Annotated in this window: 10 protein-coding genes; 5 read left to right on the forward strand and 5 right to left on the reverse strand. The window is 52.6% G+C overall.

From position 1 onward, the window contains the following. The first annotated feature begins 38 nt into the window (after window positions 1–38). The 5 genes from EKO24_RS19265 (at window position 39) to EKO24_RS19285 (ending at window position 20,121) form a co-directional block, all read left to right on the forward strand. Window positions 39–5,717 carry an SDR family NAD(P)-dependent oxidoreductase gene (locus EKO24_RS19265; protein WP_206667317.1) on the forward strand — a complete coding sequence of 1,893 codons (5,679 nt, stop codon included), beginning with the start codon at window positions 39–41 and terminating at the stop codon, window positions 5,715–5,717. 197 nt (window positions 5,718–5,914) lie between these two features. Then, window positions 5,915–11,887 carry a type I polyketide synthase gene (locus tag EKO24_RS19270; protein WP_127027490.1) on the forward strand — a complete coding sequence of 1,991 codons (5,973 nt, stop codon included), beginning with the start codon at window positions 5,915–5,917 and terminating at the stop codon, window positions 11,885–11,887. Window positions 11,888–12,069: 182 nt separating this feature from the next. Further along, entirely contained in the window at window positions 12,070–16,581 is a 4,512-nt protein-coding gene (locus tag EKO24_RS19275) for a non-ribosomal peptide synthetase (RefSeq protein ID WP_127027491.1), read from the forward strand. A gap of 3 nt (window positions 16,582–16,584) precedes the next feature. Continuing rightward, window positions 16,585–18,441 carry an asparagine synthase (glutamine-hydrolyzing) gene (gene asnB, locus EKO24_RS19280; RefSeq protein ID WP_127027492.1) on the forward strand — a complete coding sequence of 619 codons (1,857 nt, stop codon included), beginning with the start codon at window positions 16,585–16,587 and terminating at the stop codon, window positions 18,439–18,441. 87 nt (window positions 18,442–18,528) lie between these two features. Beyond that, window positions 18,529–20,121: a TolC family protein gene (locus EKO24_RS19285; protein ID WP_161990628.1), complete on the forward strand. Its 1,593-nt coding sequence runs from the start codon at window positions 18,529–18,531 to the stop codon at window positions 20,119–20,121. A 56-nt stretch (window positions 20,122–20,177) separates the two neighbouring features. Here the strand turns inward: EKO24_RS19285 and EKO24_RS22945 are convergent, their stop codons facing one another. The 5 genes from EKO24_RS22945 to glgA all read right to left on the reverse strand — a co-directional run bounded on the left by EKO24_RS22945 (window position 20,178) and on the right by glgA (window position 25,231). Further along, window positions 20,178–20,345: a hypothetical protein gene (locus EKO24_RS22945; protein WP_206667318.1), complete on the reverse strand. Its 168-nt coding sequence runs from the start codon at window positions 20,343–20,345 to the stop codon at window positions 20,178–20,180. A 3-nt stretch (window positions 20,346–20,348) separates the two neighbouring features. Further along, window positions 20,349–21,536, reverse strand: coding sequence for an ABC transporter substrate-binding protein (locus tag EKO24_RS19290; protein ID WP_127027494.1), 1,188 nt, complete (start codon window positions 21,534–21,536; stop codon window positions 20,349–20,351). Next, window positions 21,533–22,396 carry a prohibitin family protein gene (locus tag EKO24_RS19295; RefSeq protein WP_161990629.1) on the reverse strand — a complete coding sequence of 288 codons (864 nt, stop codon included), beginning with the start codon at window positions 22,394–22,396 and terminating at the stop codon, window positions 21,533–21,535. Before EKO24_RS19295 ends, EKO24_RS19290 begins: the two co-directional genes overlap by 4 nt. Before the next feature lie 511 nt (window positions 22,397–22,907). Continuing rightward, the gene (locus tag EKO24_RS19300; RefSeq protein WP_127027496.1) at window positions 22,908–23,678 is read right to left on the reverse strand and encodes a polysaccharide deacetylase family protein; all 771 of its coding nucleotides are present in this window, start codon (window positions 23,676–23,678) and stop codon (window positions 22,908–22,910) included. A gap of 119 nt (window positions 23,679–23,797) precedes the next feature. After that, complete coding sequence (gene glgA / locus EKO24_RS19305; protein WP_127027497.1) at window positions 23,798–25,231, reverse strand: glycogen synthase GlgA; 1,434 nt, start codon at window positions 25,229–25,231, stop codon at window positions 23,798–23,800. Window positions 25,232–25,238 lie beyond the last annotated feature (7 nt).

The raw sequence follows: 25,238 nt of genomic DNA on the forward strand, positions 1-25,238 counted from the left end.
CATAAGCTTTCATGGCAGAAGACAACTTATCACAAAGAATGGCGCAGTTTTCCGCGGTTAAATTAGCGTTGCTGGCCGAACAATTAGGCCAGCAGCGGGAAATTATTCAATCCGAGCCTATTGCGGTGGTTGGCTTGGGTTGCCGCTTCCCCGGCGGCGTCGATACGCCGGAACGCTATTGGCAAGCCTTGCTTGAAGGTCTCGATGCGATGGAAGAGGTTCCGGCGGACCATTGGAACCAGCAAGATTATTTTTCTGCCGAACCGAATCAAGCCGGAAAAATATCCAGTCCATTAGGCGGCTATTTAAAAAACGTTTACGACTTCGATCCGCAGTTTTTCGGTATTTCGCCGCGCGAAGCTTTATCGCTTGATCCGCAGCAGCGCCTGCTGTTGGAGGTGGCCTGGGAAGCGTTGGAAAATGCAGGGCAGTCGGCCGAGCAACTGTTTGACAGCGCGGCAGGCGTGTTTGTCGGCATAGGCGCGTACGATCATGGCTTACGTCTGCTGGGCGGCGATGCCGAAACGATTGACGCTTATTACGGCACCGGCAATGCGTTTAGCGCCGCCGCTGGACGATTGTCCTACGCTTTAGGCTTTACCGGCCCGAGCTTGGCGGTCGACACCGCTTGCTCGTCGTCGCTGACGGCCGTGCATTTGGCCTGCCAGAGCCTCAGGCAGCGCGAATGCCGCTTGGCCTTGGCAGGCGGCGTCAATCTAATGTTGGCTCCGGCTTTGAGCGTTAATTTTTCCCAAGCCAACATGCTGTCGCCGGACGGCGGCTGCAAGACCTTCGACGCAGCCGCGAACGGTTACGTGCGCGGCGAAGGCTGCGGCATTGTGGTGCTGAAACGGCTCAGCGACGCATTGGCCGACCGCGACACCGTGCTGGCCGTGATTCGCGGCAGCGCGGTCAACCAGGACGGCGCCAGCGGCGGCCTGACCGTGCCGAACGGCCTGGCGCAGCAAGCGGTCATCGAACAGGCCCTGAGCCATGCCAAAGTCACGCCGGACTTGATCGACTACATCGAAGCCCACGGCACCGGCACGCCGCTCGGCGACCCGATCGAAGTCAATGCGCTGGCGGCCGTGTTCGGCGCTTCGCACAGCGCCGCGCAGCCGCTGTTGATCGGCTCTGTCAAAACCAATCTCGGCCACTTGGAAGCGGCCGCCGGCATCGCCGGCTTGATCAAACTGGTATTGTCTTTGCAACACCAGCAGCTGCCGAAACAACTGCATTACCAAACGCCGAACCCGCATATCGACTGGGACGGCTTGCCGGTCCGCGTCGTCAGCGAGCCGGTGGCTTGGCCGCGCGGCGATAAGCGCCGCTTGGCCGGGGTTAGCGCGTTCGGTTTTAGCGGCAGCAACGCCCACGTGATCGTCGAAGAAGCGCCAGTGCCGGCCGCCGACGCCGCGTTAGCGCCCGAACACTATGCCCTGTTGCCGCTATCGGCGAAAAGCGAAGCCGCGCTGCATGCCTTGCAGCTGCGCTACCTCGACTACTTCAGCGTTCATTCCGAACTCGATTATGCCGCCGCCTGCTACACGGCCGCAGTCGGCCGCCAACATTTTGCTTACCGTAGCGCGATCCTGGCCGGTAACCTCGAGCAAGCCCGTCTGCAACTGCAAGCTCTCGTGCAAGGTGCCGCCACCACCACCGGCCAAACGCAACCGGCGGCAATCGACCCCGCTGTCACCAGCCGCTGGCATGTCCTGAAAGAACGCTATTTGAACGGCGAAAAAATTGATTGGACCGCGGTTTACGGTGAGTACAAACCGGCCAAGCTCGTACTGCCGACCTATCCATTCCAGCGCCAGCGCTATTGGCTGGCTCCCAGCCAGCGTGAAGCCCGAACGTTTAGCAGCGGCCATCCGCTATTAGGCGGTAAACTGCCGTCAGCGTTGCGCACGATCCAATACCAGACCGTCGTCAGCCCCGACCGGCCGGGCTGGTTGGCCGACCATCGCTTGCCGCCGCATACCGTGTTCCCGGCTACCGGCTACCTCGAACTGGCTCTGGCCGCCAGCAAGCAACAGTTGCACTGCGACCGCCTCAGCATCCACGACCTGAGCATTCGCCAAGTCCTCATCGTCGACCGCCCGATCGGCCTGCAAACCTTGCTCGAGCCGGCCGGCGACGGTTACCGCTTTAGCATCCTAAGCTGCCCGGAAGCCGACCAACATCAAGGCCCGTGGACCCTGCACGCCGAAGGCAGCGTCCGCCTCAGCGACGATCCCGGCGACGAACTACCGGATAATATCCCGGCCGCGACCGCGCAAGCTACCGACACAGACATCGAAGCCTATTATCAGCGCTACCGCCAGCAAGGCCTCGACTACGGCCCGCGCTTCCAATGCATTCGCAGTCTCAGCGTCCAGGACAACACTGTCTCCGGCTTGATCACCCTGGCGCCGGCCGACGCCATTGAGGCCGGCCAGCACCTGCTGCATCCGGCCCTGCTGGACAGCTGCCTGCAACTTCTCAAAGCCGCGTTGCCGAAAGACAACGGCCAACGCTACCTGCCGGTCGGCCTGGCGCAACTGGACCTGTACCGCAGCGGCGCCGATGCGGTCTATTGTCAAGCCAGCCTGAGCGCCCCGGCTGATAACGCCGACTACTACCAGGCCGACTTGCAGCTCTACGACCGCCAAGGCCAAGCGCTGGCGGCCGTCAAACAACTGCTGCTGCGCCCGGTCAGTGCCGGCCAACTATGCAATCAAGCTCAGCGCCCGCTGGACAGCTACCGGATTGCCTGGCAAGCCCAGCCGCTCGAAAGCCGCGATGCCACCAGCGCCAGCCAAGCGCATTGGCTGTTGTTCATCGAACCGGGCGTGCTGGCCGACCGGCTCAGCGCCGAACTGCCGAACAGCCATTGCATCCGCCGCGGTCCCGACTACCGCCGGCTCGACGCTCGCCATAGCCAGCTCGATCCGATGCAGCCCGAACATTACCGCACACTGCTGGCCGAGCATCCTGACGCCGCCGGCATCGTCCATGCCTGGAGCGAATCCCTGGACGATCTTGACGGCGCGTTCGGCAATCAAAGCGACGCCGATACTCTGATTGATCAAGCGCAACAGCACAGCTGCGCCAGCGTCCTGCACCTGGTGCAGGCCCTGGCGGCCGCGTCTGCCGGTCAGTCGCGCATATTGACCTTGGTTACCCGCGGCGCGCAAGCCGTCTATCGTAGCCTCGATCACGCCCCCGGCGGCGAAGGCGCCGCCTTGCAAAGCCGGGTGAACCTGCTGCAAGCGCCGCTGCTCGGCCTGGGCAAAGTCATCGCGCTCGAACAACCCGAACTCCATTGTTTGCGCATCGATCTCGATCCCGACCGCCAAAGCGGCACCGGCGCCGCAGCCGCCGAAGCGCAACAGCTCGTCGACGAACTGCAACGGCAAATCCAAAAACTAAACCCGACGGCTTCCCAAGCGGCTGGCAGTCCCATTGTCGAAGACCAGATCGCCTACCGCCAAGGCGATCGCTACGTGCCGCGCCTGCAACGGCGCAGCCAGCCGGCTGACCTAGTCCAGCCAACAGCCGGCACCGACCACCACGCTACTGAGCGCCGGCTGCATTTGAACGGCGTCGGCATCGACTGCCTACAACTGCGCGAAAGCGCAATTCCGGCTCCGGCTGCCGGCCAACTGCAAATCCGCGTCACCGCTAGCGGCCTGAACTTCAAGGACGTGCTGCATGCGCTAGGCATGCTTAAATTTCCGGGCCGCCAGCCCGAAGACGTCCCGTTCGGTTTCGAAGGCGCCGGCATCGTCAGTCAAATCGGCGCCGGCGTCGAGGGATACAACCTCGGCGACCGGGTCATGGCCGTGCTGACACCCGGCAGCATGGCCGACCACGTCAACGTCGACGCCCGTTACGTGATTAAGACCCCGGACCGGCTCAGCGACCTGGACGCGGCTGCAATCCCGTTGGCTTACCTGACCGCCGGCTACGGCCTTGAACAGCTGGCGCAAGTCCAACCCGGCGAGCGTATCCTGATCCATGCCGCGGCCGGCGGCGTCGGCCAGGCCGCGATCCAAATCGCCCAGCAGTACGGCCTTGAAATTTACGCGACCGCCCATCCCGACAAATGGCCGCTGCTCAAAGCCCAAGGCATCAAATACCTGTACCACTCGCGCCAAGCCGACTACGCTAACGCGATCAATGCCGCCACCGGCGGCCACGGCGTCGACATCGTGCTGAACAGCCTGAATGGCGACTTCATCCTGGAAAACCTGCGCTGCCTGGCCCAAGGCGGCCGCTACATCGAAATCGGCAAACTCGGCATCCTGAGTGCCGAACAGATGCAACAACAGCGGCCCGACGTCGGTTACCATGCATTCGACCTCGGCGAAGTAGGGCAGCAACACCCTGAACTGATCCAAGATCTGTTCGGGTACTTGGGCGAGCGCTTGCAACAGCAAACCTTAAAACCACTGCCGGTGCAGTGCTATCCGCTCGAACGTGCGGCCGACGCGTTCCAGTGCATGGCCCAAGCCCGGCATACCGGCAAAATCGTGCTCAGTCATCAAACCGGCGCGATCAAGCCGCAGCACAGCTACCTGATTACGGGGGGCCTCGGCGGTCTGGGCCTGAAAATGGCCGAATGGCTGATCCAGCAAGGCGCGACCCACTTAATACTGAACAGCGTCAACCCGGCCAACGAACAAGTCCAGGAACAGCTGAACGCGTTACAGCAGCAAGCCCACGTTGAGGTCATCGTCGCCGACATCGGCCAGGGCGAGCAGGTGCAGCGCCTGTTCGAACAAATGAAAGCCAGCCAGCCGCCGCTTGCCGGCATCATCCATGCCGCCGGCAAACTCGACGACGGCATGCTGCAACAGCTGGACTGGGCGCGCTTCCAGAGTGCCCTCAAACCCAAGATCAACGGCAGTTGGCATTTGCACCGTTACAGTCAACACCTGGCGTTGGACTTCTTCATCGAATTCTCGTCGGCGACCGCGTTGCTCGGCGCGCCGGGGCAGGGCAACTATGCGGCCGCGAATGCATTCCAGGATGCTTTGGCGCACCTGCGCAAGTTGCAAGGCCTGCCGGCCTTGAGCATCAACTGGGGACCGTGGGGCGAGGTCGGGATGTTGAAAGGCTTGCAGGCGCAAGACCAGCAACGCGTATTGAAATTAGGCTGGCAGCAGATTAAACCGGAACAAGGCTTGGCGACTTTGGCGGCGTTAATGGCCGAAGAAGTTACCCAAGCCGGCGTGTTGGATCTGGATTGGTCGAAGTATTGGCAGCAATCGTTAACCGCGATTACCCCGGCTTTCCTGTCCGGCTTGAAACAGCAAACAGGCGCGCCGGCAGCGTCTGCCAAATCGCCGGGGTTTATCGACAAGCTGGACGGCTTGAGCTTGGCTGAACGCAAGACGGCATTGCAGCGTTTCCTGCACGAGAAAGTATCGTCGGTCTTGGGCTTAACGACAGCTATCGAGCAGCGCAGGCGCTTGTTCGATTTGGGCCTGGATTCGTTGATGGCGGTGGAATTGAGAAATCGCTTGGAAGCCGAACTGAAAAAACCTCTGTCGTCGACGCTGGTATTCGATTATCCGACCTTGGAAGATTTGCAAGCCTACGTCATGAAAGATATTTTGCCCGACTGGTTTACAGAACCGGCGGATCAAGCTTCGGCTGAGGAAACATTCGAAGGCGATATTGCCGAACTTTTGGCCCGGGAATTGGCGGAATTAAGCGGAAATAGGTAGAAGCCTAATTGGATAATAGAACACGGATCGCACTGATTAAGACGGATTTAAACGGATTTTTGAAAAAGCTGGAGCCGAGTTTTTATGCATTTTATGAATCGCTTTGATAGTTTTATGAAAAAATTTTGTTTTATCTGTATTAATCCGTGTCATCCGTGTTCTATTCGTTGCAAAAAACAGAAAATTAATTTACACCCATGACCGATAAAACCACGCAGTTAATGCAAAACGCTTTGCGCGAGATTCAAAACCTGCGCGCTAAAGTCAGCGACCTTGAAAAGCAAAGCAAAGAGCCGATTGCGGTCATTGGCATCGGCTGCCATTTTCCGGGCGGCGCCGAGAATCCGGAGAAATTCTGGCAATTGCTGGCCGGCGGCGTCGATGCGGTGAGCGAAGTGCCGGCGCAGCGTTGGCCTATCGATCAGTATTACGATGTCGACCCGGATGCGCCGGGCAAAATGCACACCCGTTACGGCGGCTTTTTAAATACGCGTATCGATGAATTCGACCCGCAGTTTTTCGGCATGACGCCGCGCGAAGCATTGAGCCTCGATCCGCAGCAGCGTTTGTTGATGGAAACCACTTGGCAGGCTTTGGAAAACGCCAATATCGCTCCCGACAGCCTGTTTAAAACCAGAACCGGCGTTTATGTCGGCATGGCGGCCGGCGATTACGCGAATAAAGTGCTGAACGCCGACAGCCGCTACATCGACGCGTATTACGAAACCGGCAACGCGCTTAGCGTCGCGGCCGGGCGATTGTCTTATTTATTGGGTTTGACCGGACCGGGCATCGTGGTCGACACGGCTTGTTCGTCGTCGCTGGTCGCGCTGCATTTGGCTTGCCAAGCTTTACGGTCAGGCGAATGCGACCGGGCGATTGTCGGCGGCGTCAATGCGATGGTTACGCCGGCGAACAGCATCGCTTTTTCGACCGCGCATATGCTATCGGCGGACGGCCGCTGTAAAACCTTTGCGGAAAGCGCGGACGGCTACGGGCGTGGCGAAGGCTGCGGCGTCGTGATTTTAAAACGCCTGCAAGCGGCTATTGACGATAAGGATCGTATCCTTGCTGTGATACGCGGCAGCGCGGTCAACCAGGACGGCGCCAGCGGCGGGCTGACCGTGCCTAACGGCGTTTCGCAACAGGCCGTTATCAAACAGGCTCTGGCAAATGCCGGTGTCAAACCGGAACAAGTTTCTTATATCGAAGCGCACGGCACCGGCACCCGGCTCGGCGATCCGATTGAAATCAATTCGCTGGCGGAAGTGTTCGGCAAGGGCGAAGCACGGCAATCGCCGTTATGGGTCGGGTCGGTAAAAACCAATTTCGGCCATTTGGAAGCCGCAGCCGGTATCGCCGGATTCATCAAGGTCGTGTTGGCTTTGCAACATCGGCAATTGCCGAAACATCTGCATTTCGATAGCCCCAGTTCGCAGATCGACTGGCAGCGCATGCCGATCCAAGTAACCGCGCAAGGTTCCGATTGGCAGGACCAAGCGGGTACCCGTATTGCCGGCGTCAGTTCTTTCGGTTTCAGCGGCACCAATGCGCATGTGATCGTCGAACAATATGTGCCTGGCGATGCGCCCGCAGTAGCGGTTGAAGACAATCATCACTTATTGCTGCTGTCGGCTAAAAACGATGCCGCGTTGGCCGACCTGGCGGCGGGTTATCGCCTGTTTTTACAAACGGAGCCGCGATTGGCCGATGTTGCAATCGCGTCGGCGATCGGCCGCAATCACGAAGCAAAACGCCTGGCAATCGTCGGCGAAACGCACGAACAACTGCAACAGGCTTTGTCCGATTATTCGGTGACGGACGTTTCTAATACCGAAGTGGTGTTTTTATTCACAGGGCAGGGCGCTCAATATGTCGGCATGGGACGCGAGCTGTACGAATCGCAGCCGGTTTTTGCCGAGGCATTGGATGCATGCGATCGGTATTGCCGCGAGCAGCTGCAATTTTCGTTGCTGGATTTGCTGTATCCGAATGAGGCATCTCAGACTGGCTCCGGCCGGATCAATCAAACTGCCTATACGCAACCGGCGCTGTTTGCAATCGAATATGCGTTGGCGCAATTGTGGCAGTCCTGGGGCTTACAACCTAGCGCAGTCGCGGGCCATAGTATCGGCGAATATGTCGCAGCTTGTGTTGCCGGCGTATTTTCCTGGCAAGACGGCTTAAAACTGGCGACTGTGCGCGGCCGCTTGATGCAAAGCCTTCCGGAAAACGGCGCGATGGCGGCGGTATTTTGTTCTGAACAGCAGTTGTCCCCAATGCTGGCGAATAACCCTGATGTGGTGATTGCGGCTTATAACGCGCCGTCTCTACAGGTCATCTCCGGGCTTAAAGATGCCGTGAGCGCTATCTGTACCCAGCTGCAACAACAGGGCGTCAATTACCAGTTCCTGCAAGTATCGCATGCTTTTCACTCGATGCTGATGGAACCGATTCTTGCAGAGTTTGAGCAGGTCGCCGCGCAAATCGTTTACCAAAAACCGGCTATTGCGTTGTATTCCAACCTGGACGGCAAACCGCTCCAGCACATCGACGCATTGCACTGGCGCAAGCACCTGCGCGAAGCGGTGCATTACCGGCAAACCGTTGAAAATTTGCTGACCCAAGGCTACCGGCTGTTTCTGGAATGCGGCCCGCATGCGGTGTTGTCCGGTTTAGGCCGGCAATGCAGTAGCGCACAAGATGCAAGATGGATTGCGTCGTTGCAAAAAGGGCGCAGCGACAAGCAGCAGATTAAACAAGCGCAGGCCGAACTTTATACGGCCGGGGTTAATCTGGACTGGCAAGCTGTTTACAACCATCCGGCCAAGCCCGCCGTCGTATTGCCGAATTACCCGTTCCAACGCAAATCGTATTGGCTGGACGACGTTGCGTTGCCGCCTGTTACATCTTTAGTCTCCACGGAAACCACCATGTCGAACCGAACACCCGAACTTGCGACCGCGGTTAAGCAATTGCTGAAAGAGATCAGCAGCATCCCGGTCGAAGACATAGCCGAGAACCAGAATTTCATGGCGATGGGCCTGGATTCTTTATTAATCGTACAAATGCAGCAGGCTTTGGAACGCCGTTACGGCGTCAACATCGCGATTACCGAGTTTTATCAGTCGGTCGATACCGTTGCGAAAATCGTCGATTATTTAAATCAGGTTTTACCCGAAGCCGTCGAATCACCGGTTCCGCAACCGATGCAAGCCGTGTCTAATGCGATACCGGCCGTTTCCTGTGCCGGCGGAAGCGCAATGGAACGGATCATGAACCGGCAAATGCAGGAAATGACCGCATTGTTCGAGAAGCAATTGCAGGTTTTGCAAGGTTTGCCGGTTGCGCAGGAAACAGCCCAGCCTGCGATGGCCGCATCGGTTGCAGTGCCGACGCCGCAACCTAAAGCAGGAATCGCGGGTTTATATAAGGAAATCCAAACGCAAAAAAATGCGCAATGGAATGCCGAGAAACAGGCTTATATCGATAAGCTGGCGCAACGCTTTAACAGCCAAACCGGAAAATCCAAAGGCTATGCGGCCCGGCACAAGAAAGTGCTGGCCCATAACCGCAATGTCGCGTTCCGGCCGGAATGGAAAGAACTGGTCTACCAGATTGCGTTCGAGCATGCGCGCGGCGCCAAAACCTGGGACATAGACGGTAACGAGTACGTCGATATTACGATGGGATTCGGCGTGAATTTATTCGGCCACAATCCGGATTTTGTCAAACAAGCCTTGCTCGACGAATTGCAGCGCGACGGTCTAGCCATCGGACCGATGTCGCGCTTGACCGGCGAAGTGGCCGAGTTGATGACCGAGCTGACCGGCCTGGAGCGGGTGGCTTTTTTCAATACCGGTTCGGAAGCGGTGATGGTTGCTTTGCGCATTGCCCGGGGCGTGACCGGCCGCGATAAAGTGGTGGTATTCAGCGGTTCGTATCACGGCAGTTTCGACGGCGTACTGGCGACCGGCTGGTGCGATGCGGAAGGTCAGGCATCCAGTTTTCCGCTGGCGCCGGGCACTTTGCAAAACTTTGTCAACGATGTGGTAGTGCTGAAATACGGCGATCCCGAATCGCTGAAAATTATCGAGCGGCTGGGCGATACGCTGGCCGCGGTACTGGTCGAGCCGGTGCAAAGCCGGAACCCGTCGTTGCAGCCGCGCGAGTTTTTGCACGAGTTGCGTAAACTGACAACGCAAAGCGGCACCGCGCTGATATTCGACGAAATGATTACAGGTTTTAGATTGCATCAAGGCGGCGCGCAAGCGTGGTACGGCGTGCAGGCCGACTTGGCGACTTACGGCAAAATCCTGGGCGGCGGCATGGCGGTCGGCGCGGTGGCAGGTGCTGCAAGGTTTATGAATGCCATCGACGGCGGCTATTGGCAATACGGCGACGATTCGTTGCCGACGCAAAAAATCGTGTTCGTCGCCGGCACTTTTAACATGCATCCGTTGGCGATGGCCGCCGCCAAAGCGGTATTGACCGAGATTAAACGCCAAGGCCCGGCATTGCAGGAACAGCTGAACCGGCGCACCCAAGCGTTTTGCGGGGGCTTGAACGCCTGGTTTTCAAGCCGCCAGGTGCCGATTTCAATGGTTTATTGCGGATCGCTGTTCCGCTTCCAGATGCAGGGCGATATTGAATTACTGAATACGCATTTGCTGGAGCAGGGCGTGCTGATCTGGGAAGGCCGGAATTGCTTTTTCTCGACCGCGCATAGCGACGACGATCTTGCTTATGTCGTGGTGGCGGTTAAACGCTGCGTCGAAGCGATGTATGCCGACGGCTGGCTGCAAGCCGAACACAAACCGGCACGCCCGCAAGCAGCCGCGCCGATTAGGCCGGTTGAAAAACAAACGGATTATCCGCTGTCGAATGCGCAAAAACGCTTATGGACGTTGGAGCAATTGGCGCCCGGCTTGGTTGCTTACAATTTGCCGTCCGCGATCAAATTGCCGGCCGACGTCGATCAGGAAGCGATGCATAAAGCCGTGCAGAGCTTGCTGATGCGCCATGAGTCGCTACGCACTTATTTCATTGAACAAGACGGCTTGCCCCGGCAAAAAATATCGGTGATTGCGCCGGATGTGCTGGAGGAAATGACGATGGCGACCGAACAAGCGGTGCTCGATTTTGCCGGGGAAGAGGCCGAAACCCCGTTCGATCTAAGCCAGCCGCCGCTGATCAGGATCAAGTTGATACGCTTGCCGGATTGCGTCTGGATGCTGATTACGATGCACCATATCGTCAGTGACTTGCTGTCGATTGAGATTCTGGCCAAGGACCTGTTTGCGCTGTACCAAGCCTATCGCGACAATCGCGACAACCCGCTGCCGCCTTTGCCGATTCATTATAAGGATTACGCCCAGTGGCAGGATTCGGTCGACAGGGCAGAGCACCGGGATTATTGGAAGAACAAGCTGGATGCGGCCGAACCGCTGAACTTGCCGGTTGATAACGAGCGTGCTGTCTTGAATCGTTATCAGGGCGAGTTTTTCCGCTTTGCATTGACGCCGGAGCAGACCGAGCAATTTACCGGATTTTGCCGGAAGCAGGGTATTACCGTCTTTATGGGTATTACCGCGGCGCTGAAAGTCGTGTTGCATGCGTTGTCGGGCCAGCATGATATTGTGATCGGCAGTATTTTTGCCGGTCGCGAACATGTCGATCTGCACGAGCAAATCGGTTTTTACGTGAACACCTTGCCGTTACGCAGCCGGATCAATCCGGACATGCCTTTTGTCGAGTTACTGGCACAGGTTAAGCAAACCGTGTTGGAAGCCTCCAAATACCAGGCTTATCCTTTCGATGCGTTATGCGCCGATTTGTCAGTGCCCCGCAGCTTAAGCCGTAATCCGTTGTTCGACGTGGTGTTGACGATGGACGACCGTAGCGTGATTGCCGGCTTGGCAAAAGAACACGGCTTCACGCCGGTTGAAATCAATACGCCGGGCAGTTTGTTCGATATGCTGCTGTACGTGAATCTGGCCAATAAGCAATTGGAAGTGGCGCTGAATTACAACACCGATTTATACCGGCGCGAAACCATCGCGGAATTTGCCGGACGGTTAACCGCGGTGTTGCAACAGTGTTGCCTGCATCCGGAACAGACGGTGGCGGAGTTGCTCAGAGACGTTTGGACGGCAAGGCAAGGTAATTGATTGTCCACGAAAGACACGAAAAATATGCTGTTTGACATGTGCAGGTTCCCAAGCAGGAGCCTGGGAGCCAGCGTAATTTGGAATCTTTTTGAATGTTTTCGTGCTTTTCGTGTTTTTCGTGGACGAAATGATTATTTCTCGGTTCATTGAATACATAAAATCGCACACACTGAAGGAACATCATGGCGCAATACGCTTTATTACATCAGGAATTTCAACGGCAGACAGCCGAGCAGCCGGACGCACCGGCGTTGACGTTTGACGGCGTAACGATCAGTTATGCCGAACTAAACGCGCGCAGCAACCGGCTTGCGCATTATTTACAGTCGCTCGGCGTGAAACCCGAGGTTGTGGTCGGCCTTTCATTGGAACGCGGCTTGGATTTAGTCGTAGCGATTGTTGCCATCCTTAAAGCGGGCGGTGCTTATTTGCCTTTGGACATCAACGCGCCGCCGGAACGGCTGGCGTTTATCCTGCAAGATTCGGCAACCAACATCGTGCTGACCCAGAGCCGCTTGGCGAGCAAATTCAGTGCGGTCGAGCATTTGATCGACCTGGACGCCGAGCAGGCCAAGATTAACGCCGGCTATTCCGAGCAAAATCTATCGGTGGATTATCCGGGCGATCCGGCGCAGACGCTTTGTTATGTGATGTACACGTCCGGTTCGACCGGCCAGCCCAAAGGCGTGCAAATTACCCAGCACAATGTGATGCGCTTGTTCCGTTCGACCGAGCACTGGTTTAACTTTAACCGCCAGGATGTTTGGGCCTTGTTCCATTCGTTTGCGTTCGACATGTCGGTTTGGGAGATTTGGGGCGCATTGCTATACGGTGGCCGCTTGGTCGTTGTGCCGCACGCAACCGCGCGGACGCCGGAACAGTTTTACCAGTTGCTGGTCGACGAGCGGGTCACGTTTCTGAATCAAACGCCGTCGGCATTCGCGCCGCTGGTTCGCGTCGACCAGAATTATCCGGCCGATGCGATAGCGTTGCGTTGCGTGACGTTCGGCGGTGAAGCGTTGAATTTCAAAATGCTGGAACCTTGGTTGCTCCGTCACGGCGATTCGGCACCGCGCCTGGTCAATATGTACGGCATTACCGAAACCACGGTGCATTCGAGTTACCGCCCGGTTACGATGCAGGATATTCGCGACGGCAACAGCAAATTGATCGGTGTCGCGATTCCCGACCTTGAGCTGCATTTGCTGGACGAAGCCCAACAGCCAGTGGCGGTCGATGTCGAAGGCGAAATTTATGTCGGCGGCGACGGCGTTGCACGCGGCTATTTGAACCGGCCGGAACTCAATAGCGAACGTTTTATCACGCTGCCGCAATTTCCCGGCCAGCGTTTATACCGTTCCGGCGACTTGGCGCTTAGGCTCGCCAACGGCGATATGGAATATATCGGACGCGCCGATACCCAAGTCAAAATTCGGGGTTTTAGAATCGAGCTGGGCGAAATCGAAGCCGTGCTGACTGGCCATCCGCAAGTCAACGAAACGGTCGTGACGGTTTATGAAGAAGACGAGCACAAACGCTTGGCCGCTTATCTGGTAGCCGACGTCCAAGCTTCACAAGCCGAATTGATTAAACAGTTGCGCGAATTGGCCGCGGCGCATTTACCCGAATACATGCAGCCGGCGTATTACACCGTGCTGCCGAAGATGCCTCTGAACGTGAACGGCAAAATCGACCGTAAAGCGTTGCCTGTGCCGGAACGCGGCGCTCCGGCGGCCGACAGCAATTTTGCCGCGCCGCAAACCCAAGCCGAACGGACGCTGGCGGCCATTTGGGCCGAGTTGTTAAAGCTGGATAAAGTCGGCATACACGATAACTTCTTTCAGTTGGGCGGCGATTCGATTTTAGCGATACAACTGATCAGCAAGGCCAACCGCGCCGGAATGAAACTGGCGCCGAACCAATTATTCCTGCATCAAACCATTGCCGAACTGGCTCAACAGGCCGGCTCTACAATGGCTTCGGCGCCTGCCGCTGTGGCCGCGCCGGTGCAAAACGATAACGATGCGATTCAATTAAGCCCGGTTCAGCATTGGTTTTTCGAACAAAAAATCGCCCACTCCCAGCATTGGAATCAAGCCGTGTTGCTCAAGTGCAAGCAGCCGCTTGCACCGGATTTGCTGGAAAAAGCTTTACAGGCGTTGCAATATCATCATGCCTGTTTGCGCTACCGCTTTATCAACCAGCCGAATGCGGCCGTTCCCGAACAGCGTTTGAATCCTGATTGCAAGCCGGTCCGGCTCAGTAGAATAGACCTGACCGCATATCCCGAGTCGGAGCGCACCGCTTTGCTGGCCGAAGCCGCCGAGCAGGCGCAAGGCGATTTGAACCTGCAAAAAGGCGTGTTGATCAAGGCCTTATTATTCAAGTTGAGTCAGCAAGAGCAGCGGCTGTTGATCATCGTGCATCACTTGGTCGTCGACGGCGTATCGTGGCGGATTTTGCTGGAGGATTTGGAAACCGCGTTCAATCAGTTGCAGCAGGGCCAAGCCGTGCAATTGCCGGAAAGCGCGACCTTTGCGCAATGGACCCAAGCGCTGCAAAGCTATAGCCGGCAAATATCCGGCTGGCCGGCGTTAACTCAAGGTTCTTATGCGGCTTTGCCGACCGATTTCAACGGCGAAAACACCAGCGGCAGCGCGCAAACCTATACGTTGGTGCTCGATCCGGAGCGGACCAAATCACTGTTGCAAGCCAAGAACCAGCGCATCCAGGATATTTTGCTGACCTCGTTGCTGTTGGGTTTGCGCAACCGGTCGGGTCTTGGCGATTTGCTGATCGATCTGGAAGGTCATGGACGCGAGCCGATATCCGACTTGGATATTTCCCGGACTTGCGGCTGGCTGACGGCTATTTACCCGTTCGCGGTCAACGCCGACGGCGAACCCGGCGAAGTTTTGCTGAAGGTCAAGAACGGTTTGGACAAACTGCCGCAAAACGGATTGGATTACGGCGTATTGCGTTATTTATCCGGCTCGGAAGCGCTTAAAGCCTTGCCGAAAGCGCAAGTGGTGTTCAATTATTTGGGCCAGTTCGACCATTTGTTCAGTCCAGACGGATTGTTCGAATTGGCCGAGGAAGATCACGGAGCCACTCACGATGCTCGCGGCATCAGGCCGTATTTACTGGAGATCAACGCGCTGGTTTACCAGGGCAGCTTGCGGATCGATTTCGTCTACAGCGAACAATTGCATAAAGCCGAAACCATCGAGCAGATTGCCCGGACCATGCAAACGGCTATCGACGGCTTATTGGTGTCCGGGGATTTTTCATTGGCAGGCTTAAGCACGGCAGAGCTAAGCAGCTTACAGGCGCAGTATCCCGAACTTGAAGCGCTATATCCGCTGTCGCCGACCCAGGAAGGCATGTTGTTCCACGCCTTAAGCGACAGCTCGGCCGACGTTTATTTCGAGCAGCTAAGTTACGATTTTCAAGGCCGTATGGATATGGCGTTATTCCAACAGGCTTGGCGGGAAGCGATGCAACGGCACAGCGTATTGCGGACTGCGGTAGTTTGGAAAGGCTTGAGCAGGCCGTTGCAGGCGCTGTTAAAACAGACCGAATGCCTATGGCAAGACCTGGATTGGCGCGAGTTAAGCGCGCAAGCCGCGGAACAGCGCTGGCAGCAGTTTGTCGGTGACGACAGGAAAAAACTGTTTGAGCTGGACCGCGCGCCGTTAATGCGCTGGACGCTGGTGCAAATGCCGGACGGACTGTGGCGCTTGCTGTGGACTCATTCGCATATTCTGCTGGACGGCTGGAGCGTCGCGTTGATTATTAAAGACGTGCTGCATGGCTATAACGCATTGCTGGTCGCACAAACGCCGCAATTGCCGCAGGCCGCGCAATACCGCGATTACATCGCCTGGCTGGAAAACCAGAACCGGCAACAGGCGCAACGCTTTTGGCAAGATATTTTGCAGGATGCGGAGCCCGGCGCGTTGCTTACGGACCGGACCGGTCAGCAGGGTTACCTTGAATTGTTCGATCAAATAGCCGAAGCCGAATGCCTTGCCCTGCAACAACTGGCTCAGCAATTGGGCGTTACGTTGAATACGTTGGTCCAGGCGGCCTGGGCTCTGGTCGTTGCGGAACGCAGCGGCAGCGACGGCGTGTTGTTCGGTATTACCGTGTCGGGCCGGGCAAACAATTTGGACGGCATAGAAAGCATTGCCGGGCTGTTTATCAATACCTTGCCGTTATATCTTCAACTGGATCGCGACATGCCGTTGTCGGATTGGCTGAAAGCGATACAGGCCAAGCAGTTTGCGATGCAGCAGTACGAATATTCTTCGCTGGCCGACATTAAAAATTGGTCGGGCGCTAACGTTGCGTTCGACAGCATTTTTATCTACGAGAATTACCCGGTCGATAAAGCCTTGCTGAATGCCGAACAACCGTTGCGGCTGTGCGGCGTCAAAGCCTACGAACACACCAATTATCCGTTGACCCTGCTGGCGATCCCGGATAAGGGCTTGAATCTGCAAATGACTTATAACTCGGCGTTGTTCAGTGCGGAGACTGTTAAAGCCTATTTGCAGCAGCTTAAGGCCCATCTGCAAGCGATGTCGTCGCAGTCCGGGCAGCAACGCTTGGCGGATTTTTTCCAATCGGCGGCGAGCGTCGAGCAGGCCGACTTTTTACAGGCGACTATGGCTTTGGACGAGGATTTTTAGGCGATGTGCGGTATAGCCGGTATTTATCATTTAGCCGGGGAGCAGCCGGTCGAGCGCGCGTTATTGCAAACCATGGTCGACAGTTTTGCCTATCGCGGTCCCGACGACGACGGTTTTTACCAGGAACCCGGATTGGGCCTGGGTTTCCGGCGGTTGTCGATTATCGATTTGGCCAGCGGCAATCAACCGATCAGCAATGAAGACGATACGCTGGTCTTGATTTGCAACGGCGAAATTTATAACTACCGCGAACTGCAAGCCGATTTGATCAAGCAAGGCCACCGTTTTAAAACCGCCTGCGATATTGAAGTCATACTGCATTTGTACGAGCAATACGGCGTTGAGTTATTGCAGCGCCTGAACGGACAGTTTGCGTTTGCGTTGTACGACAAACGGCAAAAACGGCTGATGCTGGCGCGCGATCATGTCGGCATCGCGCCACTGTTTTATACTGTGGCCGGGCAGCGTTTTATTTTCGGTTCCGAGATTAAAGCCATTCTTAAATATCCAGCCGTTGAACGTCGCGTCGATTTAACCGGGCTGGACCAGATTTTTACTTTTCCGGGCCTAGTCAGCCCGCGTACGTTGTTTCAAAACATCCACGCGCTAAAGCCCGGCCATTTCATCTTGGTCGAGCAAGGCGACGTCAAAGTTAAGGAATATTGGGATTTGACCTATCCGCTGCAATCGGAACTGGATAACCAAATCTCGGAACAGGATTGCATCGACCGTTTGGACGAGGCATTACGCAAAGCGGTCAACTATCGGCTGCATGCCGATGTGCCGGTCGGTTTTTACCTGAGCGGGGGATTGGATTCATCGTTGATTGCAGGACTGATTCATGACTTGTCGCCGGAAAAACAGCGGCATTCGTTCTCGATCGGTTTTCATGACAAAGCCATTGATGAACGCCATTATCAGCAGATCATGGCGGCGCAGGTCAATTCGATTCATCACGAAACGGTATTCGACAGCGAGCATATTGCGGAACGTTTGCAGGACATGATTTTCCATGCCGAAACACCGTTAAAGGAATCGTATAACAGTTGTTCGCTGGCGTTGTCGGGCTTGGTTAAACAGCAAGGTTTAAAAGTCGTGTTAACCGGTGAGGGTGCGGACGAATTGTTTGCCGGTTATGTCGGCTATCGCTTGGACCAAAACCGCGAGCAGGACGATTTTAGTTTGGAAGCGATGCTGGAAACGCAGTTGCAGGAAGAATGCTGGGGCGAGCCGTTTTTCTACGAAAAAAACTATCACGAATTCAAGGACACCAAGCGCGCTTTGTATGCATCGGCTGTTTTGGAACAGGCCGAGGAGTTCGAATGCACCAATCATGCGCCGGTCGATACCGGTAAATTGCTGGGGCGGCATGCTATCCATAAGCGCTCGTACCTGGATTTTAAGTTGCGGATGTCCGATCATTTGCTGGCCGATCACGGCGACAGGGTCGCGTATGCGAACTCGGTCGAAGCCCGCTATCCGTTTTTGGACGTTAACGTGATTGCCTGCGCCCGGACCATCCCGCCGCATTTTTTAGTCAACAACATGCAGGAAAAATATATCCTGAAACAATTGGCGCGGCGCTACGTGCCGGATGCGGTGATTAACCGGCCGAAGTTCAGCTTTGTCGCGCCGGGCAGCCCGAATCTGTTGCGGCAAAATAACGAATGGATAGAGGATTTATTGTCTTACGAACGGATTAAGCGCCAAGGTTACTTCAATCCGGACGTCATCGAGCGCCTGAAGAAAACTTATCGAGCGGACGGTTTCAACATTAATCAAACGTTCGACGACGATTGGCTGTTGATGGTGCTGACGTTTAATATCTGGTTGGAGATTTTCGGTTTACCCGAATTTTAAGCAAGAAGGAATTTGTCAAAGTAAATCCGGAAAGCAATGGGGCGCTGGTTTTACTGATAAATTAATATTTTAATGTTATGTATGATTATGAAAAACAATAATAAAAAATATAAGAAAATAGTTGCTGAACTATTGGTTTTTCTTGCTTCAACGAATATCGGCCATGCTGACGAAGTCTACGATTTGGCTCGGGTAATTAATAGCACATTGATACAAGCCCCGGAAATTCTGCAACAACAAGCGGCTGTGGAAGGCGCCGAAGCCGGCGTAAAAGTCCAAACCGGCCAATTCGATCATCAGGTACTGTCCAGCTATAGCACTAAGTTAAGTAATGCGCCGATCATCAGCTACAACCAGTCGGGCTTTTTCAACTTAAGCTATTTGCAATCTTATCAGCATTTGTTGCAGGCCGGTATTCTGAAGCAGTTTCGCACCGGTATCTCAGCCGGGTTTAGTGTCAATGTCCTTCGTACAGATCCTCTGAACGGTCAGAGCCAAGCCAACGCACAGGGCGTTGATTTAACGACCAGCAATCAATCGAACGTTAACTTTCAATTGAACATCCCGTTATTGAAGGGTGCTACAGAGGAGTCGGCCGGAGCCGCCGAAAAAGCGGCGATTCTGCAATATAAAGCCGCGCAGAACGATTTGAGCTTCGTGATTTCTTCAATCGTATTGAATGCGATCAATGCTTATTGGGATTATAAGGTTGCCGAAGAAACGTTGGAGATTAACCGTATATCCGAGCAGCGCGTTCAGGAGTGGGCGGATAAGGCGAAACAGTTGTTCATCCAAAAAGATCCTGCGCACGTTAAGGAAATGCGGGAAAAATATCGTGCTGAAATCGATGCGGTGTTGGCGTATTTGGCCGGTAAACATCTCAGCGTAGTAGCTTCTACGCAATTATTGGAACAAGCGAAGATCGCGCTGACGGTGGCCATGGGAACACCTTATAACGACTTTGGCATGGTGAAAGTATCTGTCGAGCAATTTCCTAAATTCGATACGGTCAATCTCAGTCCTGAGCAGCTGAATAAAAGCTGGGTTGCGCAAGCTATCGAAAATCGCGCCGACCTGAAAGCGATAAACTTAAGGCAGGACGCTAACAATGTCCTGGTAAAGAAATATACCCGCGATTTAATGCCGCAATTGGATGTTTCGTTGAATGCCGGTTATCAAGGTTTAAGCGAAGGAGCTAGTGCGAGCACATTCGGCGATGCGGTGTACCGGAATGTGCCCGGACCGAACCTAGCAGGGCAGTTGTCGTTCGCCTATCCATTGGAAAATAATACGCAGGAAGGTTTGTTAGCGAGCCAGAAAGCGCTTTCCAGAAATACCCGGATCGGTATTGGGCAGTTGGAAAGAACTATCAGCGCTCAGATTGATGTCGACGTATCGCTTTTAACAAGGCGGATGGCCGAGGAGAGCATGGCTGAAAAAGCGGTGGCTTTCTACCAGCCGGCTGTCAACGAGTTGGTCGAACGGGCGATGAAAGAAGCGCCAAAGTTATTGAACTTGTTGGAATATGAAGACCGTTTGGTGCAGGCAAAAGTCGGCCGGCTGCAAGTAAAAAGCGCGTTAGCCAAGCTTATTGCGGAAGTTCGTTTTCAAACCGGCACGTTGATTATCGGTAACGATGAAAATCATGCGGTCGATATCAATGGTTTAAATGGATTTTAGATGCTAATAAATCAATCACTGCTGAATATATTGAATAAGCCCGATATATTTTGCGTTTACGGCTTTTGGTTTTTTCTGACCGGATCGGAAGCGGCAATTAATATAATGCCTCCTACAGGGGTTAATAACAGAGAGGCAAAGAAATAGGCCCAAAACCCTAACTTTCTTTTAATTCCTAAACAGGCGATAAGAAAGCAGATTAAAACATAATATAAACTAAACATTTTTTACTCCGGTTTTAAAACAATGCGAAATTCGCCATCTTTCATTTCTTTGATATACAACGGCTTGTCTACAATGCGCCCTTGATTGTCAAAGAAATTTTTTCCATGCTCGTTTTTAAAGTTATATTTTAAAGTTCCAGCTATATCAATCGGTACGGTAGAATCGCTTTTCCTTATCGCTGCGGCAAGGATTCTTAATGCACCATAGCCTTGTCTTGCTGCAAAATTAGGCGGTTCGCCATATCTATTTGTAAACTTAGCATAGGCTTCCGACTTAACATCTTCGCTTTCTTGAGTATCATCGTAAGTGGACGCGACAAAAACATTATTGGATTTTTGTCCGGAGAGTTTCCATAAAGCTGTATCATCCATGCTTATACCGCTGAATAGCGGTTTATCGATGCCCATTGTCCGTAATTGATTAATTACTCGTCCGGCAATTTCTCCTTTCGCGCCGAGCAAAATAGCATCAAAATTATGCTGCTGTAATTCATAGATCAATTCCCGGAAATCGTGCTGCTTTGGGTCGAGAGAACGGGAGAAAACTACATTAATATCTTTATCTTTTAATAAACCGCTAAAATTAATTGCGATATTAAGACCTCCCGTGCCTTGCCTCGAATATAGAACGGCAATATTTTTATAGTTTTTAAACTCGCAAAATCTGACTAATGCTTGTGCATATTCCCGGGAAGTGGGGAGTATGCTAAAGGTGTATTTAAAACCATGGTTAGTTAAATGCCGGTCGGTAGCAAACGCCGATATAGATAAAACTCCATACTGTTCATAACTTACCGAAGATGAAATTGCCTGATTCGATTCCTCTATGCTTAGAGCGGCGACGATACTCGAATCGCGGACAACTTTTTCTATTACGCGACGGTTATTGTTTTCATCATTATGGAATTCATGAACAACCATTTTCTTGTGTATCAGAACGCCATTCTTTGTAAAAGTAAACCCACGCTCATTTTCTTCTTCTAGTGCTAAATCTACTCCTTTCTTAAAACTTTCTCCCAGAAAAGGTAGATTCCACGTAACAGCAATATGAATATCGCTGTCATCCATTTTTGCCAATTCTTCCCTCTTATGTAGAGAATACTGATAACTGGAAAGATAGCCTAATAGAAAACGTATAGGTAAAGTCGCGGCGATAATAACTAGCAGCAATGGAATTGCATATTTTTTCATTTTGCTTGATGCTTCGACGAGTCCGATTCGCCGCCTAAAATAATCGGCATTTCTTTAGAACCATTGCCGATTACAACGATTTTCGAATTATCTGAGTTAGAAAGAGCGACAGTAGCCTGAATACCCTGCCATTTTAATATATCCGTTGTTAGTGATTTATTAATGGTTTCATTAAAGGCCTTAATACCTTCGGCTTCGATCAATTTCCGTTTGGCTTCCAGTTTCTCTACTTCTATCCGATATTCATACGTGTCAGCCAGCTCTTTAGACTCAATTTTGTTCTCCATTACCGTTTCAATTGATTGCGGCAATGTAATCCGAGTAATAACTACGCCTTGAATTGTAATATAGTTTTTTTCCAGTTGGTCCATTGTATCATTCACCATAAGCTGAAGAAGAGCCGGGTCAGGTGAATACATTTGGTCAATCGTTAATTGGCCGACCTGAACTCTGATATTGGATTCTACTTCGGGAATGACTATTTTATTTAAATAGTCAGGACCAACACGCTGATGTAATATTCCTACGGTTTCCAGTTCAGGGTAATAGCGAATTGATATTTCCAATTCAACTTTTAGTCCTTCCTTGGTTAAAGCTACCATATTGTGCGGATGCTGTTGAATTCTAGTGTCGTAAATATACATGATATTCCAGGGGAATATCAGTGTAATACCTTCCGGATACGTCATATCGGTCACTGTCCCTTGTCCGAACCGCCTGTATAAAACGCCCACTTCCCCGGATTTTATCGATATAACAACAGAGGACCAGAAAAACGCCAGGAAAAGTACAGTGATTAAAACTAGGGTTATAATCGTCGCCAGATTTCGTTTTATAAATGGCTCTGGTGAATTGCTCATAGGATATTCAGACATTATATTATTTACGTTTAATCGATAGGCTATTTTAAAATATCCGCACTTGGTAAATATTTTTAATAAGCTTTTTTAAATTCATCGTTTGAGGGCGACCAATAGAGCCGATCATTAAGCGGCAAGACCGTTCAAAAGTAAAAGCTATGCCAAGTTAGATTGATAAATTATTGAATAGTAACATGGTGCCTAAAAACATGGGAAACTTTTTACTTAAGTCTCAGGGCTTGTTTTTGCTTTCTATCCATTAGCTTTACCTTTGGATATAGATAGAAAAGTTCTTATAAAAAATCATGGCTGGATAATAATTTGCTTTTTACCCAAGGGCATAAGTTTCGTTGAGCAGACAAACTGCTCAGCTCAGCTTTATCGACAATTCGGGGAATACGGATATTAATGAGCCTTGGTTTTCTCTCCGATGTTTATATGCGATCAAGATATTTAATAAATATTCGAGCTGCATATACCGGGTAGCCGGTATCATTTTGTCGTTGCGCCGTTATTCATAAGCTTCAATTTTTAAAAGCCGTTCCACGCTGACGATCTTATAGCCATTTTCTTTCGTAAAATTAAGCGTTTGCTTTAGCGCCTGAACGGTGCTGTCCGAAGTGTCGTGAAACAGGATAATTGCGCCAGGCTTTATTTGTGTTTGTACGCGTTTGCTTATGGTTTGTATGTTATCGCTCGTTGTATCGAACGAGCGGATGCTCCAGCCTATAATGTTGTAATTCAACAGTTTTGACGCTTTTACAAGGTTGGGTGTGGTTACTCCGTAAGGCGGGCGGAATAATTTCATGCGTTTGCCGATGATATTAAACACACTTTCGGCAGTCCGGTTTAGTTCATCTTTAAAGCCTTGCTGGCTTTTAAAATCGATGTAAAAAGAATGCGTGTAGCTGTGGTTGCCGATACTATGCCCGTCTGCATCGATCTGTTTCAAAATGCCCTCATTGCCTCGGATGTTCTTGCCGATGACGAAAAAAGTTGCCGATGCATTGTATTGCGCTAAAGTTGAGAGTACCTGCGGGGTATATTGACGATTTGGACCGTCGTCAAACGAAAGGGCAATTTCTTTCTCGGAAACATTTCCATAACAATAGGCCTGGGTATGAAAATTAGATTGAATGATTGCCGATCCGTAAATAATTAGCGCCAAATAAATGCCGCTTGGCAATATCAGCCATTGCAGGTTGATTTCAAAAAATAGGTGTAACAAACCGACAACAATGACGGCAATAACAAATCCGCTACGGGCTGATTTAAATGTCATTTGATATGTTTACTAATTGCTCGGCAGCGAGTTTTGCATACCTTAACAAGATCAACCAAGACCGTATGCAGTGTTACGGTCTTGGTTTTCATAAATTGAGCGGGGTGACGATAATTGCTTTACAGGTGGCTATACAAGGTCATGTACTGCTTGGCGCTTTTACTCCAGGAGTAGTCTTTTTGCATGCCGTTTATTTGTAACTGTTTCCAGGTTTTGGAATGGTTGTATAAAATCAGCGAGCGTTTGATGGCTTCCATCAGCGTCCCCGCGTTGGCTTCATTGAAAACCAGCCCTGTTGCGGTATTGTTATTTAGCGTTTCCGGAACGGTATCAATGACGGTATCGGCCAGCCCTCCAGTTTTTCTGACAATGGGGATAGTACCGTAACGTTGGCTGTATATCTGGTTTAAACCGCAAGGTTCAAAGCGCGACGGCATCAGGAAGATGTCCGCGCCGGCTTCAATTAGGTGCGCCAGTGTTTCATCGTAGCCGATAGTAATTGATATTTTATCGGGGTGGCTTTCGGCAAAATTATGCAGGCGCTGTTCAAAGCCTTTATTCCCACTGCCAAGCAATACGAATTGCAACGGATGCGTCAGCATTTCGGGGAGACATTCCAATATCAGGTCTATGCCTTTTTGTTCTACTAAACGGCTGATAAGCCCAAACACGGGAATGCTTTTATCAACCGGTAAGGAGACCTTTTCCTGTAATGCCGCTTTGTTGAGCTGTTTTTTATTTAATGTTGAGTGGTTAAAGGTTTGGACGATGTTGGCATCGGTTTCGGGATTCCAGTGGTCGGAATCTATGCCGTTGATAATGCCGCTCAGGAAGTCTTTCCGGTAACTCAGCAGGCCTTCCAGTCCGTAGCCGAATTCGGCGGTTTGAATCTCTTTGGCATAGGTTGGACTAACAGTGGTAATACGGTCCGAGTAAACCAGGCCGCCTTTAAGAAACGACAACATGTCATGGAATTCTATGCCATGGGGGTTCCAAAGCTGGCCCGGCAAATTTAACGAAAGGTAAGTCGCTTTTGGGAATATGCCCTGGTAAGCCATATTATGTATCGTAAAAACAATAGCCGGACGGCTGTATTCCAACGATAGCAGGGCAGGCACCAAGCCGCTCTGCCAGTCGTTGCAGTGGACGATGTCGGGTTTCCAATCCAGCCAGCTCCGGTTCATCGCAACTTCGACAGTGACGCGGCAAAATAAAGCAAAACGTTCCGCGCCGTTGGCCCATGGTTTGCCGTGTTCATCGACATAGGGATTGCCCGGATAATTAAAAAATTCGGGGCAATCGACCAGCCACACGGTGACGCCGGTACCGGGCAGCCGGGTTTCCAGAATATTCACGGCATAATTGTTGACATAAACCGTGCTTAAGTAGCGGACTTCTTCCGTTCTGTTGATGGCCTGATAGTTAGGCATGATAATGCGTACATCTTCACCCAATTCCGATAGCGCCTTGGGCAGACTACCGGAGACATCGGCCAAACCTCCTGTTTTAATCAGAGGATGGGCTTCACTGGTGACAAAAAGTATTTTTTTCATTTACCTT

It is taken from the genome of Candidatus Methylobacter oryzae, from assembly GCF_003994235.2.
In the GTDB taxonomy this organism is placed as follows: Bacteria; Pseudomonadota; Gammaproteobacteria; order Methylococcales; family Methylomonadaceae; genus Methylobacter_A; species Methylobacter_A oryzae.

Excerpts from the sequence above, each read along its gene's own strand:
- EKO24_RS19265 (WP_206667317.1), top strand. The coding sequence starts at position 39 with ATGGCGCAGTTTTCCGCGGTTAAATTAGCGTTGCTGGCCGAACAATTA.
- EKO24_RS19270 (WP_127027490.1), top strand. The coding sequence starts at position 5,915 with ATGACCGATAAAACCACGCAGTTAATGCAAAACGCTTTGCGCGAGATT.
- EKO24_RS19275 (WP_127027491.1), top strand. The coding sequence starts at position 12,070 with ATGGCGCAATACGCTTTATTACATCAGGAATTTCAACGGCAGACAGCC.
- asnB (WP_127027492.1), top strand. The coding sequence starts at position 16,585 with ATGTGCGGTATAGCCGGTATTTATCATTTAGCCGGGGAGCAGCCGGTC.
- EKO24_RS19285 (WP_161990628.1), top strand. The coding sequence starts at position 18,529 with ATGAAAAACAATAATAAAAAATATAAGAAAATAGTTGCTGAACTATTG.
- EKO24_RS22945 (WP_206667318.1), bottom strand. The coding sequence starts at position 20,345 with ATGTTTAGTTTATATTATGTTTTAATCTGCTTTCTTATCGCCTGTTTA.
- EKO24_RS19290 (WP_127027494.1), bottom strand. The coding sequence starts at position 21,536 with ATGAAAAAATATGCAATTCCATTGCTGCTAGTTATTATCGCCGCGACT.
- EKO24_RS19295 (WP_161990629.1), bottom strand. The coding sequence starts at position 22,396 with ATGAGCAATTCACCAGAGCCATTTATAAAACGAAATCTGGCGACGATT.
- EKO24_RS19300 (WP_127027496.1), bottom strand. The coding sequence starts at position 23,678 with ATGACATTTAAATCAGCCCGTAGCGGATTTGTTATTGCCGTCATTGTT.
- glgA (WP_127027497.1), bottom strand. The coding sequence starts at position 25,231 with ATGAAAAAAATACTTTTTGTCACCAGTGAAGCCCATCCTCTGATTAAA.